Origin of the sequence: Priestia megaterium (assembly GCF_041941685.1) — a bacterium.
Lineage (GTDB): Bacteria > Bacillota > Bacilli > Bacillales > Bacillaceae_H > Priestia > Priestia megaterium_C.
This window is the reverse complement of record NZ_CP130959.1, coordinates 120,203-145,441: the sequence shown is the minus strand read 5'-3', so window position 1 is coordinate 145,441 and position 25,239 is coordinate 120,203. Positions and strand designations below refer to the sequence as shown.

Sequence of the window (25,239 nt, the reverse complement as noted above, 5' to 3'; positions counted from 1 at the left end):
TTAAAAGCACACACTTATAAGGAAGGAGGAGATACTATGCCCTTATTAGATATAAGTATTATACCTGTTGGAACAGATTCAGCAAGCTTTAGTTCAGAAGTAATTAATGCTGTACGTAAGGTTAAGGGAAAGAACTTACATTATGATGTAACACCCACCTCTACTGTAATAGAAGGAGACCTTGAACAGTTATGGCAAGTAGCAAAAGACATACACCAAGAGGCAATCTCCAGTGGGCCTAATCGAATTATCACAAACATACGTATTGATCATCGAAAAGATAAGAAAACAGATATGAATCATCAAATAGACACTGTAGAAAATGCATTAGACTAGTTTTTAACACTTATTTAAATTTTATAAGTCTAATTAAAAGAACGTTGCTATATATACGAAAAAAAAATAGTAATTAGTATTTACTGATTGAGGAGTAATCCTTTCGCTGCCCTTTTATCTTATTCAAAAATGGAATTCTTTATTTGGGAGGAGATAAAAATGGAACGAACTGCAAAGAGAGTTGTAGGAGTATATAAGTCAGAGCAAGAAGCCATTGCAGCCGTAGAGGACCTGAAAACACAGGGATACGCTACACGTGACATCTCCATCATGGGGAGAGATAGTAGAGAGGTAGATACAGTAACGGAAGAAACAGATACCGAAGTTGTTGACGGAATTACAACAGGTGCACTAACTGGTGGAGCTCTTGGAGGGCTAACAGGTTTATTAGCAGGAGCTGGTGCACTTGCTATCCCAGGAATAGGACCAATTGTTGCTGCAGGACCAATTGCAGCTGTGTTAACTGGCGCTGTAACGGGTGCAGGAGTAGGAGGTTTAACAGGAGCTCTTGTTGGAATAGGTATTCCTAAAGAGGAAGCTGAATACTATAGTAACTCAGTCAAAGAAGGAAAAATCCTAGTACTTGTTGATGAAAAGGAGAAATTTGGCCGAAATAGAGAGCAAAAGCCACCTCTGTCAGGAAGAATTCTTTAAACCTGAATAAAAATAAAAAGATGGTTCACTGTTTATATAAAGGATGAATGTGTAGATGAGTATCTGTTAAAGGTTGTATACAATATGGGGGATGATGAGGTTTGAAAGACTTAGTAGTAAGTTAACCTAAAACGTTGCCTGTAATGAAGGTATATTTACCTGCTTAGTAAAAGAAATTTATAAGGACACTCATTACGTGAAATTTCATGTAAAAAAGGTCTGTATCTATTTTGATACAGACCTTTTTTACAATGTTTATGGAAATCTTCCTTAAGGGAATTTAATAAATAAGCTTTTATTTTTATAATTCATGAGATAATAAAATATACTATTGAGGTGACAATTGGTATGTATAACAAGATTCTAGTAGCATTTGATGGTTCTAAACCTTCTATTCACGCTCTCCAACACGCAGCTAAATTAGCTAAAATAGCAGGCAGGTACTAAAAAGATAGTCATTCTACATGTTAATGATGAACCTATAGACTTACAGCAACCTGTTTATAACGTAGAGATAGATCAGTTAATTGAGGAAGATAATCATAAAATTCTATCTACAGCTAATGGACTTCTTCTTGAGGCAGGGATTCCTTATGAAACTCATACATTAGAAGGGGATCCCTCTAAACAAATCACATCGTATGTAAAAGAAAATCCATATGATTTAATTGTGATGGGAAGTATGGGAAAGGGATTAATAAAAGGAATGTTCTTAGGAAGTGTGAGTCACACAGTAGCACATTCTGTTGATTGCCCAGTTCTTATTGTAAAATAAATTTTTCGATGGTTATTTATTTTTAATGACGCTAATTAAACAGTTCAGCAAAAAGCTCTACGTGAGAATACGTAGAGCTTTTTATAGAAAAAGTAAGGGTAAACGTTCCTCAATAACTTCTTTAAATTCCTTCTTAGGTTTAAACGTGGCAACCCTTGAAGCCGATAGTATTGTTTATTTACTTGCTTGAGGTTTACAACCCGGACATTTTGCACGTTTATGAACCACAACGTAATAGATCCGATAAATTGAATTTTTCTGCTTTTAAAAATGTATTAGAACTCGGTTCAAGCTTCTTGTAATGAATTTATATTGTAATGACAACTAAATTATTTTAGTGTGAACATTTGCAAACATATTGGGCTATCTATAAAATAAGGGTAAGAAATAAGAAAGATAGGAAGACGAATCCATGTCCACAAAATTAGTAAATTTACGAATTGATTTCGCTTTTAAACAGTTATTCGGCACCAAGGGGAGTGAGGATATCTTAACGGGTTTTCTAAACGCCGTTTTAGAAAAATCTTTAGAAGCACCCATTACATCTCTTCAATTGGAAGACCCACACCTCCACAAGGCTTACGAAGATGACAAGTTATCTATCTTGGATTTACTAGCCACCCTGAATAACGGAACACAAGTAAATATTGAAATACAACTTCGTAATACGCATGATATGGTTAAACGCTCTTTATATTATTGGAGCAAACTATATACTTCACAAATGCAAGAGGGGATGCCTTATCGAGCCTTACGAAAAACCATCACCATCAATTTATTGGATTTTATTTTATTTTCTTCAGATGAAGAATTTCAGACGACAGGTCAGCTGTGGGATACAACCAAGCAACGTGTTTTAAGTGATGATATTGAAATTCATTTTGTGGAAATTCCAAAGCTTGTGAAACAGTGGAGGGAAGAAAAAGTCAACCCGTGGGAAAATGCATTTGTTCGTTGGATATTATTACTACCGGCTCATGAAGATGAACATTTAACACAAACATTGGAGGAGATTGCCATGAATCAAGATCCAATTTTACAAAAAGCGATGGATAAATGGGAAAATATGAGTCACGATTCTTCTTTCAGAAGCGCTTATGAGGCGCGTGAAAAACTATTGCTTGATGAGCAAGCTAAATTAGCCCATGCTCGTGAAGAAGGACTAGAAGAAGGTATGGAAAAGGGATTGGAAAAAGGCTTAGAAGAAGGGAAAATCCAATTGATTCGTAGCATGTATGAGAATGGTATGCCTTTAGATGATATTGCAAAATTTACCGGATTAAGTATAGAAGAAGTAGAAAGAGTAATGCGATAATAAATTAAACAGATAGATAAGTTATGTTATAATAGCGTTGGGAATGATACGTGAATGATTTAATGTATTCAACGTAGCAAAGAGCCACTTGTTTTATACAAGTGGCTTTTTATTGGCTTTTTATATTGGCTATGTTTTTAATAAAGCCTACTCATCATTTAACCCTTTTCCGTGTACTTCTCAATCCTTGACTCTCGAGTCTTAGATTGTTTAGCTTTAGAAAAATAAAGAATATATGCTCTTTGTCGTCCTGGAGTCAATGCTTCAAAAGCCGTTTTTAAAGCAGGTGTATCATCGAATTTACGTTGAAGTTCTTCAGGGATAACCAATTCTTCAGGCTTTTTAGCTTCCACTTTCAAACCGTTTTTTTCAATTTCAATGGCTTCATAAATATAAGCTTTCAAGATGTCTTCCTTTTCAACTATTTCTTGCACATTGGTAAACCGAATCTGACGAGCTCCTTGTACATTCTCGGTTTGTTGGATTAGTAAGCCATGAGAATCCTGTAACAAAGCACCTTTCGGAAACAGAAGCGCACAATATTCTTTAAAACCATGTATTAAAACAATATTCTTTTTCTCGAACGTGTAACAAGGATTCATCCATTTAAATTCCTCTGTCAACTCACAGTCAAGAACAATCTTTCTCAACGTCTTATATTCTTCCATCCACTTTTTAGCTTTATCTAAAAATTCATCAACCTTGGGATTCAGTTTATTATTTGTCATCAAGGAGCACCCCTTTTTAATTTTCCTTCTACTTTTCTTTTAATTTTTGAATGACTTTTAATACTTCTTTCTTACGTGCTCTCTAATTAAATATTTAATTGATTTTTAAATTTAAAAATCTCATCTACAGCCTGACGGTATCCCCCTGATTTTTGAAAAGATTCTCTTATATCTGTAAGAGCTTTCTGAAAGGAGGAATGTCCTAATACATGATTCACGGTTTCACATAGTTGATTTACAGTTAAATTTTGCATTTGCAACTTCATTCCAGCTCCAAGATGCTCAACTTGTTGAGCAATTACTGGCTGATCTGCGCTTTGTGGGATTACAATAAGTGGAACCCCATAATAGAGGCCTTCATTGGTACTATTCATTCCACCATGTGTGATAAATAATTTCGTATACTTTAGCACGTCAGTTTGTGGAACGTAATTTTTCACAATAAAGTTTTCAGGCATTTCCCCTAAATCAGATAGTTGAGTTTTCCCACCAATAGACATAACGACGGTATAGTCAGTGTTCTCAAAAGCTTTAAAGCAAAGTTTATAAAAATCAATCTCTTGATTAAAAACAGTACCTAATGAAATGTAAATAACGTTTTTTTCTTTTAATACAGAAAAATCGAAGCTTCCTTGTGGTTCCATTGTAGCAATAGATGGTCCTACGAATTTATATGTTGGATCAAACATTTCTCCAGAAGGCTGAAATTCCCTCGTTGTATATACAATAGTAAGTGGTGCAGGATTATAAAAAACTTCGTAAGGAGAAGTGATTTCAACCCCATATTTCTCTTTAATCTTTCTTGTTAAGCTTTGGAATTCACCATTTATTCTGTTAGCATGTTCTGATGGGATATTTTGAGATAGATATTCAAACATTTTTTTAAACGATGTTTCTGTTTGAGCAAAAGATGTGCATGAGTTAATGGCCGGGAGATTTAGAATTTGAGAAAGTAAACGCCCGCATCCAAACATAGAGTCGTGAATGATGTAATCAAAATGTTCTCCCTGTATCTGTTCAAGAACGCTAGGTATAACGATATCTGCTGTATGTAAAAGACCGTTAATTCTTTCGAGCAAATAATTCCTTCCACCTGAAATGAAAGCTTTTAAAAATTTTTGTCCGTCAAATGTTCTCACATCAGCTCCCGTCTTTTCAATACGTTCTCGAAACTCTTCTATTGAGAAGTATACGACCTATTCTCCACGCGAAATAAGCTCCTGCACAACTCCAATGGTTGGATTGACATGTCCTTCTGACCCACCATTAATAAATAAAACACGTGCCAATATAACTCCTTCTTAAGTTAAATATTGTGTGGACTCTACTGAAAACTCTTACTTAACTTAAAATACTAAAACTAAATTTAATTTTAAACGAATCGAACATCAATTAGTTCACTTAACCTCATTTTGTTCTTTAACTCAAACACTTCATCGATAAAAACAAACAAATTCCCCAGGGAATCAACAAATTGGATGAATCCTTTTTCTGTAATAGATTGTCCCTTTTTATAATATGTAAGATAAACTTGTTTGTTTGTATGTAAGGCTTCAATTAAGGTGAAATTAACCTGCTCCATTTGCTCTTCTGTTAAAACAGGCTGAGCTACTTCTGCTTGCTTATTTATCATTTCCTTTAATCCTATGTATTGCTCTGGCATACTGGCGAATGGACGCCATTTTTTCATTTTTCTATCGTGGTACATGATATCTCCTCCTTTATGCTTATGCTTTATGGCCACCTATAAGGCCGTTTCGATAACGAGCAGTTGAATGTTCCAGATAGCTTGAAGCCCGTAGAACACTATTCTTTCCGTAACGAATACGAATTTCATCAATCGTTTTCGCAAGAGCATAGGCTCTTTCTCGCTGATCGATATCCTCAAATAAGCTCATTTGCTCCTCTTCTTCAATGCTAGTATTGGATAACGAAATCCCAATAGAGCGAATCGGCATTCCATTATCAAAATTATGTAAAATGGTTAAGCAATAGGGAAAAATATCTTGACTTAAGTTTGAAGCTCGCCCCATTTTCTTTTGTTTTGAGAAGCCTCCACCTGTTTGTTTGCTGTAGCCAATGGATAAATGGATAGTTTGCGCCACCACTTGGTGCATGCGTAAACGAAAACACACATCATCCAAGAGTTCTAACAGTAATAACTCCACTTCTTTTTGGTTTGTATAATCGCGAAAGAGAATCTGACTCTTCCCAAAGGAACGAGAGCTAGGAATGTACACATCAGAAATGCGGCTAAAATCAATACCATTCGCATGTTGGTGCAACTCTTCGCCCAGGATGCCAAATTCTTTTTGTAACATCTCTATCGAAGAAAGAGCGAGTGCTTTTATAGAGTGAATGCCTAAATGATTTAATCTCCTTTCCGTAGCAGATGAGATCCCCCAGAAATCCTTCATCGGATGAATGGACCACAACTTAAAGGGAATATCCTCATATCGCCAATACGCCACCCCTGTTGGGCTATTCTTTGCCTCATGGTCTAAGCTTACCTTCGCTAATAAGAGATTAGGGCCTATGCCTGCAGTAGCTGTAAGCCGTGTCTTGCGATAAATCTCATTGATGATTTTACGGGCTAATTCTTCTGGTGTTTCAGCGAATAAATGCAAAGAAGCTGTGGCATCAATGAACAACTCGTCAATGCTATACGCATGAAAGTCTTCAGGAGCCACATACTGTAACACCAAACTCGAAATATAGTTCGAAGCCTTGATATATCTCTCCATGGATGGATTCACCACATGGATATCTTTCCTTTTAGGAATGTCGAAAAGGCGACTTCCTGTTTTGATCCCTTCTTTCTTTAATAAAGGTGTGGCAGCTAACACAACAGATCCCGACCGTTTGATATCTCCTACAACCGCAAGCCTTGTTTTTAAAGGATCTAATCCCCGTATGACAGAGGAAACCGAAGCGAAAAAGCTCCTCATGTCGATGCAAATAATGACTCTGTTCGGTAGCTGCCCATAATCCATTGAAAGTACTCCTTATAAAGAACGTTTGTTCTTTATTATATACGAACAAACGTTCTTTGTTCAATGGAATATCATCCCTTTTCCCGATTATTGCTATTGCTTATACTTCATCTTTCTACATTTTATAATTTAGGTGTCATTTACATAGTCACACGTACCACGTTTCAAATAGAAAACTACTGGGTACATATTATACATAACAAAGGTGGAATTAAATGTAAAAACTAGTATAAGTTTAATTAAAATTTAAGGAGATGGAAGAATGGGCACACAAAAACGAGTTGCGGGAACTTTTCATTCGGAGCAAGAAGCGATACATGCAATTAAGGGGTTAAAACGTCAGGGATATCGTGAAACAGATATATTCGTAGTCGCAAAGGATAGAAGTAACACTCTACAGTTAGGGGCCGAAACAAATGTAATGATAGAAGCTGGAACGCCAGCTGTAAGTTCATTGGCAGGTGTGATGATGGATAGCTTTCTTACCATGATGACAGGTGGAATGGCTACTACTACACAAGCTGGTGGTCTAACTTCAAAACTTGTTAGAATGGGCATACAAAGTTTTACTGCAAAACAGTGTGAAATGGATGTAAAGGAAGGGAAAATTCTTGTCCTAATTGATGTGGATGAAACTCAAACAATTCCTTCGTATACTACGGTTAGGGAGGTTCCATACGAGACAGAGGAGAATAGGTCAGTGCAACTTCGCGAAGAACAACTCGACGTAAGGAAAGAACGTGTTCAGACTGGGGAAGTACAACTTCGTAAGGAAATCGTAGAAGAACTACGAACTATCCAGGTTCCGGTTATGCGTGAGGAAGTCTACGTAGAACGTCGCCCGGTCATAGACGGTCAGTATGATGGTAGCCCATTGACAGAGAACAAGATCATTCGTATTCCTATTATGGAGGAACGAATTGAAGTAACCAAGAGACCTGTGGTTGTGGAAGAAGTAATCATTGGTAAGCGTAAAATTCAAGAGATTAAAGAGATGAAGGATACTGTCCGAAAGGAAGAAGCGCGAATTGAACAGTCAGAACTTCCCGTGGTTCCTGAACTTGCTGACTCTGAAATCTATCAAAACATGGATAATCACGTAGATCAAAGTTATCAAGAAGTTGCTGCTGCAATTGCTTCTGATGCTCCAAAAGAGGAAAAAGTTAAACTTTCCCCTAACAAGAAACAAGAAGCTCAACTTAAAGTGATGACTTCTCCTGTTATTAAAGAGATTGAAGAGGTTGCAGCCTCAGTAAACAATCAGAAACCAGAAAGTCAAATTAAAGACACGGATATTACGACTTCTGAAAAAGAAAAAAACAATGAGAAATCAACAAACAAGCAAAAGAAATAAGTATATCTCCTCTATAGTTTATAGTAGAGGGAATAATTGAGAAGATTTAAGGAAGGCTGCCTAGCTGTATTGGCAGCTTTTTTTATTTCTCTTTAAATTAATATAAGTAATGTTTCTAAAATCAAAAAAGAATCAAAATAACTCATTAAAATGAGCATAAACAGGCAATGAATAAAAGAAATGACTTTCATTACTGGGGGGCATTTCTTTTATTCCTAAAAGTCCTGGAGATTATATCAAATTCCAACAGGCATTCTCACTAAATTCTAGAAATATTACTTATCAAAATGACGTATAAATATTTCCAATCATGATAAAAGAAGGTGATTAAATGGAACGAAAGAAGTTTATTGAATACATTGATAAGTTAATAGAACAATCTGATGCGTGGAGAAAGGATGCGGAGAAAAGAGAAGACTGGAACAGTGCATGCTTTTACCAAGGCGAGGTCAAAGCTTATGAGAGAGTAAAGAGATTGGTTAATCAGCAGTTACATGCATAAATAAAAATTACAACCCTAACTCAGAAATGAGTAGGGTTGTAATTTTTATTTTTCTAGTTTCCATAAGTTTGATTATGTCTAGTTTCACTTTTCGGCATATCATTAAGTAATGATGAATGTACTTTATTAAAAATAGTTTTATCATTTATCTATATTGGAGAAAAATACAAGAAAAGCCCTCAAAATTAATTGAGGGCTTTTCTTACATGTGTGGTTGATCATAGCTGCTTTTACTAGTTGATAAAAGTGAAACATATACATGTACATACCTAAAATATAATATTAGGTTATAATTTGTCCAGTCAAAAGGTAAGCAAAATAAAAAGCTACCTCGGCAGTGGACGCGAGGTAGCTCATAAATAGGGTTCACACGTATAAAGCGTATGATAAACGGATTCTAACAAATTTTAGCACATTTTTGCTGGAAATACTATATTTTTCCGTACAAGCATATGTATAAAAGGAGCGCTTTTTATACATTCTCGTTTCTTTCAACTATCCAATGAACGTAGTCATATCAACGATGTATAAAAAGCTGCATACTCCGGAAAAGAATCCTTGGCGGAAGCCCTACTGCCCCAAGGGTTCTTTTGCTTTCCTGGTTCCTTTAAGAGTGATTATGTGAACTAAACATATATACGATATACAGCTTAAAAACAGAAAAAACCCTAGAGTTTAGTCAGTGATTTTTCTGTTTTTACGACTTTATACAAGGATACCTCATGGCATCTTGAGTAGTTTGCTCAAATTTTTATATGTTATTTGTATAAATACTTCATCAATTCAAAAGAACAGGTAATAATACGTTTAACAATATAATTTAAGGAAGGTATCCTATGTATAGATATAATAAGAAAAAGGCATTTTCTTTAGCTATGATAATAATTCCTTGGTTAACTGTTCCTTTTATGGGGAAGAAATCTTTTTTTAGATTTTTACCCGTCGCAAGTTTTATTAATTTATTCTTAAGCGTACTTAGCCTTACGGCTAATAAGAAAAAATGGTGGACAAATAAAAATCCTCTATCTCCTGGTTTCGTGGATTTCTCGTATATATTAGGTCCCTATTATGTAGCTACACTATGGATATTTAAATTAACATATGGGAATTTCCCGAAATACTTGTTTGCTAATATGATGATAGATATGGTTAACGCTTTTCCTTTTGCCTCTATTTGGGAAAAGGTTGGGATATTTAAATTTCAAAAAATGAAACATGTTACATGGTATTTGATATGTGTAGGTCTAGCTGTTTTTATTTACGGTTATCAATATCTAGTGGAACAGTCGATTAGAGAAACAAGTAGTTCTCAATCCAAGCAGTAAGCAATTTTCCACTGATTTATTGCTCTTGTTATATATGGAGTTACACTATTTAGTTACATTAACCTGCCTATATTATTAAGGTGATTTTTTTGTTTTAATAAGTAGTTAAGAGGATCTTCGTCGTGAAGATCCTCTTTTAGTACCTATAATGACGATTATGGTACGACAAGAAGTCGCTTTTATATAGTTTAGCTCACGCCACTGGTTTAGACGCAAAAACTATCCCCGTCCAAAACTGCGGGCCTGGTAACGGGCTCGTGGGTTGCATGCGGAAATGCGGAAACAGAGAGTCAGTGCACGACTCGGAACACTGCTAGGGGAAGATGAGTATGGTGAACATTAGTGAAGGTTTGTAAGCTTCGTAAGTGTTCGCTCAGGATAGTGCATAGATTTGCCTGGGTATTGGCAAGAGGAAAAGTAGATTCATAATGCTGCTGTGACGCGTCCCATATCTTGCCTGGAGTAAAGAACCCACCTAACCTCGTCGTATCTATAAGATGCGGAACTTGGTAAGCCCTTTGTCATCTGTGCAAATAGTAGGATGACTGTAAAGTCAAACGATGTGACAGAGGGTAGAGGATACGAGAGAAAGCGAATGCCGTTATCTCGAAAGAGAACAGGAAAGCAGGAAACTGTATAACTGGATGGATACTATCGTCCTTACGGACAAACCCATGATAGGCCCGAAAGGGAGCTGACTTCTCGTTGGTCTCTCGTAGGAACATAAGGTTGTGGCTATCTTCTGACGAAAGAAACGTACTGTTATGTATACCTCCATTTGGAGCGTCGGCGTACGTTTTACTTACCGATATGGTGTGTGATGAGGATACGACAGCAAATGGACCTACAATGGGAGGCTTGAGCCGTATGAGTTGAAAGGCTCACGTACGGTTCTTAGGGGAGTTAGGGGCAGCGATGCCCCTCGCTTACCCGACTTAACTCTTTGTGCATACCGTATACAAAATTTCTTTCGCAGGAATTCAATTATTTTATACCGAATTATTAGAGGGATTTTATATAAGAAAAAGGAGGAATTAATGTGAGAATAAATATTGAAGAGTACGAACTTCCTCATATAGATTCAGGTCCTTATGGAATTACTACGGGTAAAGACGGTGCGCTATGGTTTACACAACATAAAGCGAATCAGATAGGGCGAATGACTGTTGATGGTAAATTAACGCATATTGATCTTCCTACTGTCAATGCAGGCGTTCTATCTATCACTTCTACAGCTCAGGGTGATATATGGTTTACTGAAAATAGGGTAAATAAAATCGGAAAACTAACAGTAACAGGTGAAATTACGGAATATACACTACCGACCAGCGATTCTGGACCTTTTGGAATCACGCAAGGACAAAATGGAGACATTTGTTTTACAGAAATGAACGGTAATAGAGTAGGAGTAATTTCACGAGATGGTGAAATCACTGAGTACGATTTGCCAGATCCAGGTGCTTACCCTTCTTTTATTGTAGCTGGTCCTGATCATGCTTTATGGTTTACTCAAAATCAGAGTAATCAAATAGGTCGTATTACGCTAGGAGGAGACATAACTACATATAAGTTACCGACGGAAAAGGCTTGTCCTGTTGGCATTACAAATGGACCAGATGGTGCACTTTGGTTTGTAGAAATTAACGGCAATAAGATTGGAAGAATTACTACTTCTGGAGTTATAAGCGAGTATCCTATTCCTACTCCGAATGCCCGCCCACATGCAATCGTAACGGGTCCCGATGATGCTTTATGGTTTACTGAATGGGGAAGCAATCAAATCGGTCGCATTACAGTGAATGGGAAAATCACGGAATATCCTATTCCTACAAAGAATGCGGAACCACATGGTATTGTAGTCGGATCTGATAAAGCTTTATGGTTCGCAGAGGAATGTAATAAGTTAGGTCGATTGAGTTTTGTCCAAAAATCATGAGAGGCAGTGAATACTTATGGAATCGAATAAAGCACACGGCCCAGATTCTACAGATAAGTATCCGATTAAAGGAAATGATGTTGTGCAATTCATTAAAAATACAATTACTAGGCCAAATATTATCGTAGGTGACTATTCCTATTACGATGCAAGAAGAGGAGAATCCTTTGAAGATCAAGTATTGTATCATTATGAGTTCTTTGGCGATCGACTTGTTATAGGGAAGTTTTGTGCTATTGCCCCCGGCGTAACATTTATTATGAATGGAGCAAATCATAGGATGGATGGCTTCTCAGCTTATCCGTTCAATATCTTTGGGCAGGGTTGGGAAAAACACACCCCGACGCTAGATCAATTACCGTTTAAGGGAGACACGATAATTGGAAATGACGTCTGGGTTGGAATGGACACAGTCATTATGCCCGGAGTTAATATAGGTGACGGTGCTATTGTAGCAGCAAAATCAGTTATTACAAAAGATGTAGATCCTTACACGATTGTTGGAGGAAATCCTGTACAGAAAATTAAGGAACGTTTCTCAGAACAAATTATTAATAGATTATTAGAAATTAAATGGTGGGATTTAAATATCGATATTATTTCTGCCCATATTGATGTAATAGTTAATGGAGACATAGAAAAGCTAGAAAAATTAAAAAATCACAATTAAGAAAAGATAACTATCTATAATTTCCATTAGGTTAACTAAAAATGTGCAGGGTACACGGATGAGAAAACACGAAGGTCTTTTGATAAATAAAGAGAATTATATCATGAGGAGGAGATTGGATTGAAGCTGCTACAAATCAGACTATTAGTTAATGATTTTAAAAAGAGTACCGAATTCTATAGAGGTCTGTTAGGAATTCCAATAAGTTGGTATGAGGAAGAAATGGAGTATGCACTTTTCAATAATGGAGAAACAAAAATCGAGCTTTTATCTCAAAATGCCATGGCAGAAGTGATTGGAAAGGGAAATAGGTCTTTAGACGGCGAATCCCAAACAAACTTTTTACTTCAATTTGAAGTAGAGAACGTAGATAAGACCTATGAGTATTTAAGAGAAAATGGGGTTGAATTTGTTACTGAACCACACGATCGTAAAGAATGGAGATCACGTATTGCGCATTTTCGGGATCCAGATAAGAATCTTATTGAAATATATAAAATGCTGTAATTAATCAGGAAATTTTTCATGCTCATTGTAGCTCTGTTTAGATTTATTCGAACAGAGTTATTTGTGATATTACTGATAATGAACATTATGGTGCGACAAGAAGTCGCTTTCTCACAGTGTAGCTAACGCTACTCATCTAGACGCGGAGATGATCTCCATCCGAAACGGCATTCTTGGTAACGAGTCTGTCGGTTGCATGAGGAAATGCGGAAACAGAGGACAAATGCATGGTCCAGAATACTGCTAGGAGAAGATAGGTATGGTAAACGAAAGTGAAGGTTTGTAAGCTTCGTAAGCGTTAGCTCAAGATAATGCATAGTTTTGCTTGGGTCTTGGCAAGAGGAAAAGTAGAATCATAATGCTACTCTGATGCGTCCCGCATCTTGCCCGGAGTAAAGAACCTACCTCCCCCTATCGCATCTGTGGAATGTGGAACTTGGTAAGCCCTATGTCATCTGCGCAAGCAGTAGGATGACTGCAAAGTCAAACGACGTGACAGAGGGTATGGGATATGAGAAAAAGCGAAAGCCGTCACCCTGAAAAGGGACAGGAAAGCAGGAACACTGTATAACTGGACGGATACTGTCCGTCTTCACAGACAATGGCAGGCTCGAAAGAGCGCCCACTTCTCATGGGTCTTCAACACGAAAATAAATTTGTGGCTATCTTCTAACGAAAAGGAGCGTGCTGTTATGAATACCTCTCCACGAGCGTCGGCGCACGTCTCGCATAAAGGTTGGTATTCTATTGATTGGAATACTATACAACACTATGTAACGAAGTTACGACAAAGAATTTATCGTGCCGAACAACAAAATCAACGAAGAAGAGTAAGGAAACTTCAACGTTTACTCCTCCGGAGTAAAGCCAATTTATTACTCTCCATTCGCAGAGTGACGCAACAAAATACCGGTAAGCGAACACCTGGTGTAGACGGCTATACGGCCTCACAACCAAACGAACGTATCAAACTGTATCAAGAACTATTAAGACGGAATGTTTTTCAGCATCGCCCAAAGCCAGCGAAACGAACGTTTATCACTAAGAAGAATGGGAAATTAAGACCTCTCGGTATCCCGACGATACGGGATCGGGTTTATCAAAATGTCGTAAAGAACGCACTAGAACCGCAATGGGAAGTCAGATTCGAAGCCAGTTCCTACGGTTTCCGCCCTAAAAGAAGCACTCATGATGCCATCAGCAATCTCTTTAACAAGCTCAATATGAATAGTAAGAAAAAGTGGGTGTTTGAAGGAGATTTCCAAGGGTGTTTCGACCATCTCAACCATAATTGGATAAGTAAACAAACGTCTATGTTTCCAGGAAACACGCTGATTGGAAGATGGCTCAGGATGGGATATATGGAGCAAGGTATGTTTCACAACACAATGGAAGGAAGTCCCCAAGGAAGTGTAGCTTCCCCCTTCTAGCTAATATCGCGCTAGATGGAATGGAAAAAGAGATTGGTATTGTTTACCGAAAGACATACAAATCAGGCACGGGCTACAAGATTGATCCAAAGTGTAAGATGGGGCGTGTCGCTTACGCAGATGACTTCGTCATCGTAACGGAAACTAATGAGCAAGCTCAACTTATGTATCAAAAGTTGGCTCCTTATTTAAAAAAGCGTGGGATTAACTTGAGTGTTGATAAAACAAAAGTAACGCATATCGAGAATGGGTTTGATTTTCTCGGTTTCTCACTTCGTCAATACAAGACTGAGCAAGGAAATAAGTTATTGATCAAACCTAGCAAAGATAGCATCAAAAAAGCAAAAGGTAAGATAAAAGATACGTTCGCAGTGATGCGAGGACGACCAGTAAAAGAAATCATACGCGTCTTAAACCCTATTATTCGTGGTTACGGACAGTATTGGAAACATGTCGTATCAAAAAAGACGTTTGGGTATATGGACAATTACGTTTTCTTAAAAATAAGAAAACACCTTAGACAATTGCATCCAAAGAAGTCGTGGAAGTGGATTCGAGAGCGTTATTTTAAGAAACCCCACCACGGAGGAAATGATAGATGGATTCTCACATGTCCACTTACCAATATCCAGTTGTTAAAGATGTCTTGGATTAAAATAGAGCGTCATGTGATGGTAGCCTATAAAAACAGCCCAGATGATCCTAGTCTAAAAGAATATTGGGAAAAGCGAGACCGTAAGGTCTTTAATCATGAAAATACGCTAGACAGGATGAAACTCGCAAGAAAGCAAGGATATCGTTGTGCAATGTGTAAGTACACTCTACAAAATGGAGAAAAGGTTACGGTACGAAATCTAGAAGCTTCTACAGGTAAAGCCGTTAAATTGGTACATATACCTTGTATTAAATAAAAGAGTTGTTTGGATAAAAAGAAGGCTTGAGCCGTATGACGGGAAATCTGTCACGTACGGTTCTTAGGGGGGCGGGCGCTCGTGAGAGTGCCCGCCTACCCGACTTAACTAACGTTGTATACCATATACAGCCTGAAAATAGAAGAAACTACCTTACTGCATGGGGTAGTTTCTTCTGCTCTATTGCAACATTACCCCGTACTCTTTTGTTTTACTATGGATAATACAAAAGAAAGGATTAATAGCCCTGCAAAGAAGAAGAAGGAAAAATTAAGATTTGAAGAAATCTCTAATAAACGACTGGATATGGAAGGACCAAAAGACATCCCTAAAAAGTTGAAGAGATTGTATACCCCTATCCCCATCGACATTTTCTCCTTCTCTATTGTATGAGGAATTTCAATATTAATAATTACAGTTAGAGCACTAAAACTTATATAGATAAATAATACTCCTAGCGTGATCATAACAATAGAATGAAGACCAAGAAAGATTAGAATGCCAAAACCTATTAATTGGACACCAATAGATATAACCATTAATTTCTTATTACTTATAAAATGAACAGCCTTCCTCACAAGTAGACTAAACAAAAAGCCTACTATTGAGATACTACATAAGATGAGGCCGATTAGGATAACTGATACATGAAATGTTCGAATGGCCTGTAAAGGAAAAAGAAACAAAATAGCTACCATGGCTGCATTATTAATAAAACTAATTAAGATTAATTTGTTAAAAGAATAAGATCGGAATACGGAAAAATCAATAAATAACAAGACTCCTTGTTTTTTACTATGCAAGCCCAATAAGAGGATAGAAAGGACGCTTAGAATAAGCAAATATCCATTTAATTTTACTCCTAAGATAAAAGAAATAACGAAGAGAAGTAAATAAAACAACCCGGAAAAATCAAAGGGTTTAGTTACTTTCTCGTTACCAGCATATCCAGAGGGAACAAAGTAGTATAGGCCAAAAACTGTGAGTAAAGTCAGGCTCATAATTAAGAATAAGGATGGCCATCCCCAGGTATGAGTTAGTATTCCTCCCATCAAAAAACCAAATCCAGAACCTAGAGACAAACATCCTCCTATTAACGTAAGAGTGACATTTCGCTTAGCTAAAGGAAGATATTGATTTGCTGTGATCATGGATAAAGCAATAAAAGAACTGCCCCCCATAGCTTGAATAATACGGCCTATCAGAACTCCAATATATCCATTAGATAAATAGCCTATTACTGAACCTAAAGCGAATAAAAAGACACCAATCATTAATAATTTTTTAATCTGAATGTAGGAAGATAATTTGCTATATGTGATTGAGCCAAAAGTAATAACCAATGTATAAGAAATAACAATCCAACTGATTGCAGAACTCGTAACACTCAAATCTTTTGTCATATCCTCAAGAGCCACGTTAAATAAAATAGCATTAATGACACCAGATAGGACAATGAAACATAACGTTACAATGAGATAATTCATCCTGTTTTTCATAAATAACTCCTCTTTAATCAAATAGTCATAAAACTTTAAAACTAATTAGCAAAAAAAAAGCTACTTTATAATGTAGCCAAAAATCCAGGAAGGTATTGTTTAAACATTTCAGTATTCAAAGAAACGTATTTAGTTACACCTTCTCGTTTAATTGTTACCAGCTGTGCATCAGATAAAATTTTCAAATGATAAGAACCATTTGATTTACTAATCCCTAAACTCCTTCCAATATCTGTACATCGCGGGCAATTTTCTTCTTGAGATAAGATACGAATAATACTTATTCTCTTTTCATCTGCTAATGCATTAAATATTTTAACTCTTTGAAGGTCATTTGTTTGTTCTAAAGTCATAAAACTATTATATAATAATCAATCAAATTGTCAACTATTGTTATTTCCCTTAGAGATGGCAGCTTTAATTTATTTCTTAGTACCTAGAAAATCCATTATGGTAACTAAGTTTATATGGTATACATCATTGAAATACATTGATATTCTTTAAATAACTGAACTCTTAATTAAGAGAATTTTTAAATTTGGAGAATTTTATGGATAGTAGTAGACAGCAGAAAATGAAAAGATTATTAAAACAAAACCATGTACGAAACGAAAGAGAAAATGTTATTGCTCTTTTTTATAAATATTTTAACTATAAATTAAGAATTGAAGATTTTAAAAGTAGAAAAGAAACAAATGAACATAACAGATTATTGGAGGAACAAGTCTGTTATGAAGAGATATTTCAATTATATAATTCTTTTAATAGCAGTGAAATCAATAAACACCTTTGCGGAGAATTATCAAGGAGTATTAGGTTATCTCATAAGCACCTTTTAATTTTCCATAAGCTTGTTGAAAAGACAGGTACAGTACATTTAGACAAACAACATCTAAAAAAAATCTTAAATGAATTAGGAACTGCTATATCTTTTCCAAAAGAACACAACGTCATTATCAGACATGGAATGAATAATGTAACAGGTAATATTATGTTGGATAAAGGTTTAACTAATAATTTATATAACAACATAACAGAATTTATGGACAATGATTTTATGTATTCACATTTTTATATAGTTGACCCTAATTTTGAATTTGGGTTAAATATTTCTTACGAAGAATATTTTTATTCAGTCAGTTACTGGGGATTTAATAAATGATGATGTAGTTTAAACAGATGCTTTATCTTAGATAACATCTGACTTATTTTGTGAAGAATGGAACGATTGATAAAAATGTAAACTTTACAGATAGTAAAATAGGAAAGAGAGGGAATGCTTTTAGCTCAATACTTTAAGCATTCCTCATTTATTGGTTCTGATAATCTGAACTATGTTAACTAGATGCGAATATTAATACATATCGTTACCTAGTCAATAGTAATGGTGCCGGAAAGAGTAATTATGTTAACTAAGTTTGTATATGGCATACATGTTGATTACTTTCTAGATAAGTTGTCGAAATGTATTGCTTCCGAATTATGAGATGGGATTATTAGCTGAAGTTTGCCTTTATTTATGATTACAACAAATTTGTTGATCTCTATCTATATCTTTTATAGTTGCATAAGTGTTACCCCATTCACACATTGTATTTAATACTGGTACAAATGATTTTCCTAAATCAGTTAGGCTGTATTCTACTTTTGGAGGTACTTCTTTAAATATTTCTCGTCGGACAAGACCGTCTTTTTCTAACTGTTTCAGTTGATCTGTTAAGACTTTTTGTGTAATTCCAGGTATTAACTCGTAAAACTCTTTTGTCCTTATTGATTTTTGACTCAAGAAAAAGAGGATTAAACCTTTCCATTTTCCACCTGCAATATTCATAAAAATGTTGATTCCCGTATTATGCTTAACCATGTTCTGTCCCTCCCCAATAGGCACTTAAAAGTGGCTATACCACATTTTTGTGCGTTATTTTCTTATTTATTATTGCTTATTATAATTAAAGGAGCAATAAATAAAAATTTCGGAGTTGATATAATGAGTGTAAAAAATATTTTGGAAAAAAGACGTTCAGTTAGACATTATGATTCAAGTTATAAAATAAGTTCAGAAATTCTAACCTCATTAATTGAAAGTGCGAGTAAGTCACCTAATGGAAATAATATTCAAGCAACTCGATACTTAATTATTGATGATCCGGACTTAAAAAATTTATTGTTACCTATAGCTTTTAATCAACAACAAGTGGTAGAAGCTTCAACTTTAATTGTTATGTTGGGTGATTATCAAGCATTTGATAAAGATAATATTATTAAGATACATGAAGAAGGCTTTCAAGCAGGTTTTTTTGATGAATCGCTAAGAGATTATCTAGCGAATGCTGCAATAAAATATTATGAAAATAAATCAAATGAAGATCTAAAGCTAGAATTAACTAGAGATGTAAGTCTCGCGTCAATGTCATTAATTTTATTAGCAAATGAAGCAGGTTTTGAAACAATTACTATGTCAGGTTATGATTCTAAGAAATTAAAAGCAATCTTAAATATTCCTGAAAGGTATTTAGATGTTATGCTTATAGCTATTGGTAAAGGTACTAAAGCCGGTCATAATACCGTAAGGCATAATGTGAATAAGGTAATGTATAGAAACAAAATAATTTAATGTTGCTATAATGGAATAACTGTAAAGCTAATGAAGGTTTTTTAAAAGCTGCGTTTCCCTTCCCAAGCTCCTTGCATTTTACTTAGGAATACAATTTGCCCAATATGATATGCATCGTGCAATGCTAAACTCTTCAGTTCAAGCACTAATGATCTTTCTCCAGGGATCTGTCTATACAGATCTTCATGTTCTGATTTTGCTAGTATTTTTTCAAGTTCACGATGAACATAAAAGTATTCTTGCTTTGTTTCCTTCCAATTTTGAAACGTCTCAGTTGGTAATCGAAATGTAGATTCATTATCTTCTGCCTGTGGTTCATTCGCTGTTTCACCAAGAAATCGCATGAGAAGTCTCTTTTCATAAAAAAGTAAGTGACAAACTAATTCCCAAATGGAATTCATTCCCCCATCAACTGGTTTCCAAGTAGCCTGTTCAAAAGTAATATCCTTTAGCACTTTTTCAAGTGGTGGAAACCAGTCTTCTTTATCTAAGCAGCTTGCCCATTGTTGTAACAAAAGTGTCTTTACATCCATTTTCTATTCCCTCCATTTCTGCATCCTTCAATCGCTTTATTAGTCACTATTACTATCTTATTTGGACTTAAAAAGGTAAAATCCTTCTAAAAAAGCCACTCTTTTAGAGTGAATTAAGTGGTTAGAATATTATTAATGTCTCCTTTCAAGATTAACCTTAGGCTCACCAAACCACTTTATAATGGCGAAAAAGCCTTTGTGGATATAGACAAAGGCTTCTCATATTTATAGACACAATGAGGAATACCCTAGCTAGTTAAACTTGATAGATGAAATGAGAGAATTCAATACCGATTTTAACTGTTCACTCGTTGTAGAATCTAAGATTTCGATTTTATTATTGATTTTGGTTCCTACAGCACCAATTTGTAAAGTGCTTTCTTTTGGGATTTTCGCTTCAATCATCTCTAATGTAAGCATAATGGATTCGTGAGCTTTATCTCCACCTGAACTACGTGAAGAAGCACTAATAACTGCTACTGGTTTATTCACAAATTCTCCCGAAGATACAATCCAGTCAAGAGCATTTTTTAGGACCCCTGGGACTCCCCTAGCATATTCTGGTGTACATATTATTACACCATCAGCTAATTTCAGTTGGTTACGTAAGTCCTTAACAGGATCAGGAGGACTAACAGTATCTATTTCAGGATTGAAATGAGGAAGGTGTTCCAATCCTTCATAAAATTGAAAATTAGTATTTTCAGGTCTTAGATTGGAAACAGCATACAAAACATTTGTGTTAGAAGAATTTTTACGCAAACTGCCTGAAATAGCGAGTATCTTTATTCTGTTTTTATCCATGCTATCATCCTGCTTCCTCATTATTTATACGGTTTTCATCATATTATTTAAAATATCATAAACCAATTGGAAAGTAATGAAACCATCATCTTCTAGAAAATGACCACCCTTTTCAACAGGATAAAAAGATGCATCCAATTGTTTGGATAAATTTTGGCTTAACTGAAAAGGAACAATATAGTCGTCTTTTGCAGCAATAACAGCACGTGAATTAGTTGCAGAAATTATTTTTTGATAATCCACTTTTTTAACTGTAAAGGGATCTAGTGAAGGTAAAGATGATAATCGCTCAGAAAAGCCAGAAACAAGAATAAAGCCTCCAAAGCCTGGTAACGGATCTAACTGTTCTAGATAGTTCAATAGTGTAATAGATCCTAAGCTATGTGCTACAAAATAGGTGTGGTTATCTAAATTCTTTATTTTAGTAGCCAATGTTTTCAACCATTCTTCTTTCTTGGGGTCAGACGAATTTGGCATATGAAGAATCGAAACTTGATGATCATTTGCTATTAATTTTTCTTTTAACCACGGAAACCAATGATTAGATGGTGAGGCTCCGTATCCATGGATAATATATACTTGTTTTCCCATTGCTACTCCCCTTCTCTTTTTATAGATGTAAAAACAGTATATTACTAATCCAAACCTATATGGTAGGAAAAGCACTTGAATGAGCAGTTAAAAAGATCTTTTAAACGAAGATTTTTTTCAGTGCCGATAAGTTGTTTTATGTTAAGTAAATCATAAAGTATTTCATAAAAATCCACAATTTAACTATTTACCTTAATGACGACAAGTGGCGCCCGATTGTGGAGAACCTTTATAAATAAAGGGATTTTTTATATGACCCATTTTTCCTAGCACGTTAATTAATATGGTAATTATTGTAGGTTCTTGGTTTCATTTTCCTTATAGTGTATTGTGGGAAAATTTTTTTTGTAGTATTCTATCATCGATTTGGATGCCATTGAAGTAATGAATCTAGTTTATTGTCTGCAAAGATAATTTCTCTATATGTTTCTAAGACTACATTTTATTCCAAATCAAAAAATAAGGGAGGGATAGGATGTCCAGGTTTTATAGACGTATCGTTTTATCTGTATTTTTTTTGTTTTTGGTCACAGGAATGATTTCACCGGCACAAGCGCAGTCTGATTCAAATGGCGGAGGTTATTGGCTCCCAAACAACAAGGAGAAGATTGAAAAGGCAACTAAACTTATAAAGCAAGGCAAGTCAGTTGAAGAGATTGGGATTAAGCAAGATCAGATCCAGAAAAAAGAAGGCATCCAGACATTAGATAAATTGATGGAGGAAGACCAGCAAAGTGACACAACATACAGAGCGAACATGGCGCCTCCGATCAAGACAGCAGCCGGATGGACCCCCCTGACTTCGACTATGATCATATCCTGACTACAGAAGAATGCCAGGGAAGTCCAGACAGCAGTTCAGAAACAGGGTATATTAAAAACCGGTATTCCTTCTGTTGGTCCCACGTCGCAACATATCAAGTCCCAGTAAAATGCATTGGTGGGTTCTGTTTTTACGAAGGCGTTCAATTTCAATTCACTGAAATAGGTTATGGCTCCAACCAAAGTCGAAAAATGAGGGTCTATTATACACTTGATGATATCCTCGTAACTCATCCATCCTTGAACGGAGCCAAGTTGAAAATTGATATGGTATGTGAATCCAAGGTGAACGCAGGTGACTGTAAAGAGGATCCCGACTTTCCACCGACGGAACGAACAATCGCCCAATGGAAAAACACGAACTTCAGTACAGAAATTTTCACATCAGAAGCACCCCCACCAACTGAGGCAAACCCTGATCAGTTAGGGTACATGGAATTTTGGCCAAAACTTACCCTTACACATGCACCAAGGAAATTCAAAAAGAGCATTGATGGTATTAAACAGACCGTTCGTTACGATTCTGCAAAATATATGTTTGCTTTCCCTAATCAATATTTCTGGCAAGGAGCCGTATTCAGTAAAGCCACACCAATCTTCAATGTTCCGGTCACAAATCCAGAATTTTCGATGTTAGCCGAAGCTGGACAGCATTGGAAGTTTGCGATGGATCATCCAGATCAGACGAAGCCTCAAATGGCTGGAAAGAAAATACCGGGAGCTGTGGGAGACAGCACGCTGACACGGATGTATCCGAAACGTCATCAGGATGAATATAATCGCAATAGGAACAAGACAAGAAGGACTTGTGACAGGGAATTCGGAGATGAGGATCGAACCGGCAAGCAGTGTGACGAATATCCGTTTGCTTCCACCTGGGAAGGTTCGGCGACCAATGGATCGGATAATTTTTCAGTAAGAATGATTTCAAGCGAATCGAACGGTGCTGCAGGGACATGGCTCGGTGCCTGGTACGCCTATGATAGGGTTCTGGATGGGGATACTTTCAATGTGCAGGTCGAAGCCCCTGAGAAAATAGCTACAATCAGATCGGAAGGTCAGCCTCAGGACGGACAGGATAACCGATCAAGTGATAACTTCACGATCGGGAATATCCCTTCTTACGCGACCAAGTTACAATGGAAAATCGTCGACGGCCCTACTAATGCGAAATTCGATGTCATGAAAGACATCAGCTTCGGCATCGACGAAACGATTTTCAATGACCTTACAGACGGATCCGAGACAGAAATCAAAAAGAGCGAAGATTTTTACATTGCCAGACCGGAAGACACCAATGGAGAAAGCTTCACTGTTGAAGTTTATGCAATCCCATAATAATAACTTAGAGGCTGGCCTTTAAGTGTCACATACTTAAAGGCCAGCCTCTTTTAAACCATTAGAGAATCAGATCCAAACCTACTGTTTCAGCATTACGTTATTCCTTTAATTCAAGAAATACCAATTTCTTTTTTAATAGTCCTATATTTATAAAAAACGCTAGTAAGGATTAACATTTCGTAAACAAAACAATATTTAATCACTATTTTTACTCTTCCTGATTATTTAACAATCTGGCCCTTTCACGGAACAACTCTATTGTCGGTGACGAGAATGTTAGAAAGAATATTATTTTCTACTACCTAAACAGCTACCTAGGGTCGATTAAAGTAAAGAGAATTAACTATTTAGTTATAATATAGTGGTTGGTCACTATAAAACAAGATTTCAAGTTAAAAACAACAGGTAAATGATAAATAATAATTTATGTGGAGAGGTGTTCAATTATGAAGAAGTCTACAGCAGTTCTACCAGAAGAGTGGATGAGGTTAGTTAAAGACGCAATGAATTTAAATGTGAGCAAAGAAGAATTTAAACAGTTTCTAGAAGAAAAAACTCAAGATAACACTACAGCAAAAAACATTAGATAGCTTCTATATCTAATGTTTTTTGCTATCACTAAATTTGTTTACTACCTAAGAAAGCTTTTTTAACAGGCATTTTTGTGCGCTTGGATAGTAAAAAGCTTTTATATCAACAATGTATAAAAAGCTGCATATTGAAGAATATCTATCATCCCAAGAGGCCTTGTCCTCCAAGGGTTCTTTTTTTGTTGGGTTCGGAAAAGTACAGGATGTCAACTAGAGTTGCATCTCCTGTGCATTTTTCACTTCTAAATCTGGCTATTATTTTTATTCTTAATTGTTTTTGTGATCATTGGGACAGTTATCTTTGATAATATAACTTAATAAATAAAGATGACTAAGGAAATTATTAAAGTAAATAATGATAATGGAAAATACTCAAAAGGATGGATTATATGCTAAGCAAAATTACACTATGGATGGTTCTTATCGTCCCATGGTTTACTTTATTTTTATTAAAAAAGGAAGATATAAAACGATTTATGCCTGTGGCTATTTTTGCTTCTACTCTAATGATTCTTTATAACCTTATTGCATATAACCAAAAACATTGGATCATTAAGGTAACTATTTTACCTTGGTTGAAACCTTCCTTTTCTCCAGGTGTGCTTGGTGCTTTTTTAGTTGTAACTATATGGATTTTTTATTTTACTTATGGACGATTTTGGGTTTATTTAATGACTAATATTGTATTAGACTTTATGTTTGCTGTTTTCCCTATTCATTATTTGTTTCAAGAAAAGTTAGAAATTTATCAATTGGTTAACATTACTCCATGGGAGCGTTTTGGTCTTTTCGTCGCTCTATCTATCGTTATTTATGGCTACCACTTGTGGCAAGAGGGAATTTTTAAGCCTGAATTAAATCGAACATGATAAATTACTTTTCTCCCTATCAGCGACAAAAAAATCCATTATGTTAACCAAAAATCTGTATCGTATACAGCCTAAATAGAGAAAAACTACTGGTGCGAAATAGGTTTTTCTATCCATTAGTTGTTTTTTGTTCAGATCAG

At 35.8% G+C, this 25,239-nt stretch carries 26 protein-coding genes and 2 pseudogenes; 18 read left to right on the top strand and 10 right to left on the bottom strand.

From position 1 onward, the window contains the following. Positions 1–36 precede the first annotated feature (36 nt). The 5 genes from Q5794_RS27835 to Q5794_RS27815 all read left to right on the top strand — a co-directional run bounded on the left by Q5794_RS27835 (position 37) and on the right by Q5794_RS27815 (position 3,080). The gene (locus Q5794_RS27835; protein WP_192998696.1) at positions 37–336 is read left to right on the top strand and encodes an MTH1187 family thiamine-binding protein; all 300 of its coding nucleotides are present in this window, start codon (positions 37–39) and stop codon (positions 334–336) included. Between the two features lie 159 nt (positions 337–495). After that, positions 496–990, top strand: coding sequence for a general stress protein (locus tag Q5794_RS27830; RefSeq protein ID WP_214988885.1), 495 nt, complete (start codon positions 496–498; stop codon positions 988–990). 348 nt (positions 991–1,338) lie between these two features. Further along, positions 1,339–1,437, top strand: a complete 99-nt coding sequence (locus Q5794_RS27825) for a universal stress protein (RefSeq protein ID WP_251034303.1) — start codon at positions 1,339–1,341, stop codon at positions 1,435–1,437. Between the two features lie 4 nt (positions 1,438–1,441). Continuing rightward, complete coding sequence (locus Q5794_RS27820) at positions 1,442–1,765, top strand: universal stress protein (RefSeq protein ID WP_311590498.1); 324 nt, start codon at positions 1,442–1,444, stop codon at positions 1,763–1,765. Between the two features lie 412 nt (positions 1,766–2,177). Continuing rightward, complete coding sequence (locus Q5794_RS27815; protein WP_214988884.1) at positions 2,178–3,080, top strand: Rpn family recombination-promoting nuclease/putative transposase; 903 nt, start codon at positions 2,178–2,180, stop codon at positions 3,078–3,080. Positions 3,081–3,238: 158 nt separating this feature from the next. Here the strand turns inward: Q5794_RS27815 and Q5794_RS27810 are convergent, their stop codons facing one another. The 4 genes and pseudogenes from Q5794_RS27810 to Q5794_RS27795 form a co-directional block, all read right to left on the bottom strand. Beyond that, on the bottom strand, positions 3,239–3,808 hold the full coding sequence (locus Q5794_RS27810) for a YdeI family protein (RefSeq protein WP_374989272.1): 570 nt from the start codon (positions 3,806–3,808) through the stop codon (positions 3,239–3,241). Between the two features lie 86 nt (positions 3,809–3,894). Continuing rightward, positions 3,895–5,097: pseudogene (locus Q5794_RS27805) on the bottom strand (macrolide family glycosyltransferase). An 83-nt stretch (positions 5,098–5,180) separates the two neighbouring features. Next, on the bottom strand, positions 5,181–5,516 hold the full coding sequence (locus Q5794_RS27800; RefSeq protein ID WP_214988882.1) for a YolD-like family protein: 336 nt from the start codon (positions 5,514–5,516) through the stop codon (positions 5,181–5,183). 19 nt (positions 5,517–5,535) lie between these two features. Then, the gene (locus Q5794_RS27795; protein WP_374989271.1) at positions 5,536–6,801 is read right to left on the bottom strand and encodes a damage repair protein; all 1,266 of its coding nucleotides are present in this window, start codon (positions 6,799–6,801) and stop codon (positions 5,536–5,538) included. 262 nt (positions 6,802–7,063) lie between these two features. Between Q5794_RS27795 and Q5794_RS27790 the strand changes: the two genes are divergently transcribed. The 7 genes and pseudogenes from Q5794_RS27790 to ltrA all read left to right on the top strand — a co-directional run bounded on the left by Q5794_RS27790 (position 7,064) and on the right by ltrA (position 15,436). After that, on the top strand, positions 7,064–8,155 hold the full coding sequence (locus Q5794_RS27790) for a YsnF/AvaK domain-containing protein (protein WP_374989270.1): 1,092 nt from the start codon (positions 7,064–7,066) through the stop codon (positions 8,153–8,155). A 331-nt stretch (positions 8,156–8,486) separates the two neighbouring features. Beyond that, the gene (locus tag Q5794_RS27785) at positions 8,487–8,657 is read left to right on the top strand and encodes a hypothetical protein (protein ID WP_182006934.1); all 171 of its coding nucleotides are present in this window, start codon (positions 8,487–8,489) and stop codon (positions 8,655–8,657) included. Between the two features lie 836 nt (positions 8,658–9,493). Next, entirely contained in the window at positions 9,494–9,982 is a 489-nt protein-coding gene (locus Q5794_RS27780; protein ID WP_214988877.1) for a hypothetical protein, read from the top strand. A gap of 1,039 nt (positions 9,983–11,021) precedes the next feature. Continuing rightward, positions 11,022–11,918: a Virginiamycin B lyase gene (locus tag Q5794_RS27775; RefSeq protein WP_374989269.1), complete on the top strand. Its 897-nt coding sequence runs from the start codon at positions 11,022–11,024 to the stop codon at positions 11,916–11,918. Positions 11,919–11,934: 16 nt separating this feature from the next. Next, complete coding sequence (locus Q5794_RS27770; protein WP_374989268.1) at positions 11,935–12,588, top strand: Vat family streptogramin A O-acetyltransferase; 654 nt, start codon at positions 11,935–11,937, stop codon at positions 12,586–12,588. 120 nt (positions 12,589–12,708) lie between these two features. Next, on the top strand, positions 12,709–13,095 hold the full coding sequence (locus tag Q5794_RS27765) for a VOC family protein (RefSeq protein WP_214988949.1): 387 nt from the start codon (positions 12,709–12,711) through the stop codon (positions 13,093–13,095). Between the two features lie 692 nt (positions 13,096–13,787). Next, a pseudogene (gene ltrA, locus Q5794_RS27760) lies at positions 13,788–15,436 on the top strand (group II intron reverse transcriptase/maturase). 191 nt (positions 15,437–15,627) lie between these two features. On the opposite strand, the gene Q5794_RS27755 reads toward ltrA, so the two are convergent. Beyond that, complete coding sequence (locus Q5794_RS27755) at positions 15,628–16,935, bottom strand: MFS transporter (protein WP_214988948.1); 1,308 nt, start codon at positions 16,933–16,935, stop codon at positions 15,628–15,630. Between the two features lie 65 nt (positions 16,936–17,000). Further along, on the bottom strand, positions 17,001–17,288 hold the full coding sequence (locus Q5794_RS27750; RefSeq protein WP_214988947.1) for a helix-turn-helix transcriptional regulator: 288 nt from the start codon (positions 17,286–17,288) through the stop codon (positions 17,001–17,003). A gap of 197 nt (positions 17,289–17,485) precedes the next feature. On the opposite strand from Q5794_RS27750, the gene Q5794_RS27745 reads away from it, so the two are divergent. Continuing rightward, a complete protein-coding gene (locus Q5794_RS27745; RefSeq protein WP_214988946.1) occupies positions 17,486–18,097 on the top strand; it encodes a hypothetical protein in 612 nt (203 codons plus the stop codon). A gap of 351 nt (positions 18,098–18,448) precedes the next feature. On the opposite strand, the gene Q5794_RS27740 is transcribed toward Q5794_RS27745, so the two are convergent. Further along, on the bottom strand, positions 18,449–18,799 hold the full coding sequence (locus tag Q5794_RS27740) for a winged helix-turn-helix transcriptional regulator (RefSeq protein WP_374989267.1): 351 nt from the start codon (positions 18,797–18,799) through the stop codon (positions 18,449–18,451). Positions 18,800–18,922: 123 nt separating this feature from the next. On the opposite strand from Q5794_RS27740, the gene Q5794_RS27735 reads away from it, so the two are divergent. Continuing rightward, positions 18,923–19,549, top strand: a complete 627-nt coding sequence (locus tag Q5794_RS27735; protein ID WP_214988944.1) for a nitroreductase family protein — start codon at positions 18,923–18,925, stop codon at positions 19,547–19,549. Positions 19,550–19,590: 41 nt separating this feature from the next. Here Q5794_RS27735 and Q5794_RS27730 read toward each other — a convergent pair whose 3' ends face one another. From Q5794_RS27730 to Q5794_RS27720, 3 genes are all read right to left on the bottom strand, one after another. Next, a complete protein-coding gene (locus tag Q5794_RS27730) occupies positions 19,591–20,082 on the bottom strand; it encodes a DinB family protein (RefSeq protein ID WP_214988943.1) in 492 nt (163 codons plus the stop codon). A gap of 252 nt (positions 20,083–20,334) precedes the next feature. Beyond that, positions 20,335–20,886, bottom strand: a complete 552-nt coding sequence (locus Q5794_RS27725; protein WP_214988942.1) for an NADPH-dependent FMN reductase — start codon at positions 20,884–20,886, stop codon at positions 20,335–20,337. A gap of 24 nt (positions 20,887–20,910) precedes the next feature. Beyond that, the gene (locus Q5794_RS27720; protein ID WP_374989266.1) at positions 20,911–21,477 is read right to left on the bottom strand and encodes an RBBP9/YdeN family alpha/beta hydrolase; all 567 of its coding nucleotides are present in this window, start codon (positions 21,475–21,477) and stop codon (positions 20,911–20,913) included. 475 nt (positions 21,478–21,952) lie between these two features. Between Q5794_RS27720 and Q5794_RS27715 the strand changes: the two genes are divergently transcribed. The 4 genes from Q5794_RS27715 to Q5794_RS27700 all read left to right on the top strand — a co-directional run bounded on the left by Q5794_RS27715 (position 21,953) and on the right by Q5794_RS27700 (position 25,099). Next, on the top strand, positions 21,953–22,300 hold the full coding sequence (locus Q5794_RS27715) for a hypothetical protein (protein ID WP_374989265.1): 348 nt from the start codon (positions 21,953–21,955) through the stop codon (positions 22,298–22,300). A 254-nt stretch (positions 22,301–22,554) separates the two neighbouring features. Next, positions 22,555–23,637, top strand: a complete 1,083-nt coding sequence (locus Q5794_RS27710) for a NucA/NucB deoxyribonuclease domain-containing protein (protein ID WP_374989264.1) — start codon at positions 22,555–22,557, stop codon at positions 23,635–23,637. 449 nt (positions 23,638–24,086) lie between these two features. Further along, the gene (locus Q5794_RS27705; protein ID WP_214988939.1) at positions 24,087–24,230 is read left to right on the top strand and encodes an anti-repressor SinI family protein; all 144 of its coding nucleotides are present in this window, start codon (positions 24,087–24,089) and stop codon (positions 24,228–24,230) included. A 389-nt stretch (positions 24,231–24,619) separates the two neighbouring features. Further along, positions 24,620–25,099 (top strand): hypothetical protein, encoded by a 480-nt coding sequence (locus tag Q5794_RS27700; RefSeq protein ID WP_374989263.1) that lies wholly within the window; start codon positions 24,620–24,622, stop codon positions 25,097–25,099. Positions 25,100–25,239 lie beyond the last annotated feature (140 nt).